We start from the raw sequence: 2,768 nt of genomic DNA, 5'->3' as shown, positions 1-2,768 counted from the left end.
ACGGGGGGGGGGGGGGGGGGGGGGGGGGGGGGGGGGGGGGGGGGGGGGGGGGGGGGCGCCCCCCCCCCCCCCCCCCCGGCCCGTCAGCGCCAGGTCATGTTGATCTCACGCTCGAAGTTGACATACCCCGCCCGCCGAAACGCGTTCGCCATCGGGACGTTGCCGAGATCCGTCGCCGCGCGGATCCGGGGCACGTCCTGTGCGGCCAGCACACGGGTGCCCTCGGCCAGGATGTCGTCGACGTAGCCGTTGCCGCGATACGCGGGCAGGACCGCGATGTAGGCGATGACGGGGTTGTAGCCGTTGTGCGCCGGGACGACGAATCCCAGCGGCTCCCCGTCCGGCAGCGTCGCGATGCGCCACCACTCCTTCGGGCTCGCGTAGCGGGCCAGTTCGTCGTCGTACTGGGCAACCGCCGATTCGCGCGCGGTCATTCGGGTCAGCTCGTCCCGCCCGTGGGCGTCCAACGTCCCCGCCAGGACGCCGGTCATCAGCGCCACCAGTTCGTCGGCATCGTGCACCGGACGGAACATCAGCCGGCCGCGCGGCTCCGGAATCGGCGTCCCGGGGCGCCATTCCAACCGCAGCCGCTCCACGAACAGCCGGGCGCCGAGGCTTTCCAGTGCCGTCATGCGGGCCCGGACGGCCGGGCCGACGAGCGTGTCCTCGCGCCAGTCGGGCGGGACGAAGCGGGTGTACTCCGGCGGCCGGGTCCCGGCGGGCAGGATGTCGGACATCGCGGTGCGCACCAGGCGCGCCGCGAACTCCGGGCGCTCCGCCGCCGGGACACCGTCGACGCCGTCGTCGACGTCGAGGATGTCCAGATAGCGCGGCAGCCGGTCCCCCGGACGGCTCCACCATGCGGCTCGGGCCAGGAGTCGGTCGCCGCGCAGGGCGACCCACATCCATTCCGGTCGGCGGCGGCCGGCGGCGAGGTCGTCAGACAGTTCGGTGTTGAGAACGTAGGGCAGTTCGGAGAAGAGGGCGAGTTCGTCGCGTCCGGTGATCGCACGCGTGATCGGATCCTGCTGTTCCACGGTCAAGGCACACTCCGGTGAAGAGCGCCCGTCCGTTCCGGGGTCAGACTCGGTCGGTCCCCCGGGAGGACACGGGCGCGGTGATGACTGCGTACATCGCGTGTCCCTCCTCTCGTCGTCACGTCCCCCGTGGCGATCTGCCGCTGGGGGTCCGGCCGCACTTTCTACCGAACAACACCCGTCCGTCGCAAACGCTTTTCCCGCGCACCCGGCCCGCGCAGCCGGCTCGCGCACCCCACCGTTACGGTGCCGGGCGGCGCCGGACTCGTTGCAGCCAGCCGTGTGGGTGGCTGGTGACGCCGTAGAGTTCGAGGTCGCGGCGGGTGGTGAAGGCGCTGCCCTGGTCGCCGGCCAGCCAGTCGCTGATCGCCGGGACCACGCCGCCCGGCATGTCGGGCGGACACAGATCGGGGTCGTCCACGATGCCGTCCTCGACGACGAAGAAGCCGCCGTCGGGCACCAGATGGGCGAAGTTGCGCAGCGCGGCGGCGGTCGTGTCGTACTCGTGCAGGGTGTCCTCGACGACCAGACAGCGCGCGCCGGGCGGGATCAGTCGCTCGACCCGTTCGGCGAGCCCCGGGTCGCGGACGTCGCCGGCGACGAGGGTGATGTCGCGCGCGAAGTGCGGATCGGCGGAGCCGAGCAGCGCCGCCGCGCGCGACTGGTCCAGGTCGACCGAGATCACCCGGATCGCCTCGGGGACGCGGCCGTAGCCGGCCAGCGTGCGCAGTCGGTCGCGGAACCACAGGGTCGAGCCGCCCAGATGGGTGCCCAGTTCCACCACCACCTGTGTCCGCGAGGACCACAGCACGTGCTCGAACACACGCAGATCCTCGGGAAACTTCTTGATCCGCAGACCGGCGTACCAATCGCGGACGTGCTGCCGGCCGCGGGCGCGGCGGTATTCCAGGAGCGTCGTCTGGTGGTCGGCGGCGACGGTCGGTGGCAACCGGTCCCCGTCGAAGTCGTCGGTGGTGGTATCGGTGTGGGTATCGGCCATGGCGACCCTCTCCTGTCCCGGCGTCCGGACGGACCGGAGTGCTCCGGCACCCGGACCCATGCCCGTACATCCATATCGGGAGAGCACACCATCGCGCCCGGTTTCGGCGCTGTCGACACGGATTGTTCGACCATCGAACGCCGCATGGTCATCCGTCGTCCGCCGGGAGCACACACACCCCGTCCGGACCGACCGGTTTCGGGTTCAGTCCGGCAGTACCGATCGGTAGTAGTCGATCTTGGCCCGCAGGTGCCCCTGCTGCGCCCGCAGCAGCGCGATCTGCTCCTCCACCGAGGCGTCGTGCCGTTCCAGGAGGGCGATCCGCTCGGTCAGCGACTCCCGGTCGCCGGTGCGGGCGAGTTCCGCGTAGCGGCGCATGTCCGCGATCGGCATGCCGGTGTCCCGCAGGCAGCGCAGGATGCCGAGCCATTGCAGGTCCTGCTCGGTGAACCGGCGATGCCCGCTGGGCGCGCGGTCCACGTCGGAGAGCAGGCCGATGCGTTCGTAGTAGCGCAGGGTGTCCAGGCTGAAGCCGGAGCGCTCGGCGGTCTCGGCCGGGGTCAGATAGCGCGGCGCGGTGGGGGTCATACCGGAATTCTGCCGGGTGGGTGTCGCAGGGCGGGGGCCCCCGGGGGGCGGGGGGGGCGGGCGTCCCCGGGGGGGGCCCCCCCCCGGGGGGGCCCCCCCCCGGGAACGCGGGGTGGGGGTGCCCACCCCCCCCCCCCAGGGGC

Annotated in this window: 3 protein-coding genes; all 3 read right to left on the bottom strand. The window is 72.5% G+C overall.

What is annotated here, in order from left to right:
* Nucleotides 1-83: 83 nt before the first annotated feature.
* The 3 genes from ACWGR4_RS46755 to ACWGR4_RS46745 all read right to left on the bottom strand — a co-directional run bounded on the left by ACWGR4_RS46755 (nucleotide 84) and on the right by ACWGR4_RS46745 (nucleotide 2,625).
* The gene (locus ACWGR4_RS46755) at nucleotides 84-1,037 is read right to left on the bottom strand and encodes a GNAT family N-acetyltransferase (protein WP_452134124.1); all 954 of its coding nucleotides are present in this window, start codon (nucleotides 1,035-1,037) and stop codon (nucleotides 84-86) included.
* Nucleotides 1,038-1,278: 241 nt separating this feature from the next.
* The gene (locus ACWGR4_RS46750; RefSeq protein WP_452134123.1) at nucleotides 1,279-2,037 is read right to left on the bottom strand and encodes a CmcI family methyltransferase; all 759 of its coding nucleotides are present in this window, start codon (nucleotides 2,035-2,037) and stop codon (nucleotides 1,279-1,281) included.
* 204 nt (nucleotides 2,038-2,241) lie between these two features.
* The gene (locus tag ACWGR4_RS46745; RefSeq protein ID WP_380009589.1) at nucleotides 2,242-2,625 is read right to left on the bottom strand and encodes a MerR family transcriptional regulator; all 384 of its coding nucleotides are present in this window, start codon (nucleotides 2,623-2,625) and stop codon (nucleotides 2,242-2,244) included.
* Nucleotides 2,626-2,768 lie beyond the last annotated feature (143 nt).

Source organism: Embleya sp. NPDC055664 (genome assembly GCF_053618075.1).
This window is presented reverse-complemented; position numbering and strand designations above follow the sequence as displayed.

Excerpts from the sequence above, each read along its gene's own strand:
- ACWGR4_RS46750 (WP_452134123.1), bottom strand. The coding sequence starts at position 2,037 with ATGGCCGATACCCACACCGATACCACCACCGACGACTTCGACGGGGAC.
- ACWGR4_RS46745 (WP_380009589.1), bottom strand. The coding sequence starts at position 2,625 with ATGACCCCCACCGCGCCGCGCTATCTGACCCCGGCCGAGACCGCCGAG.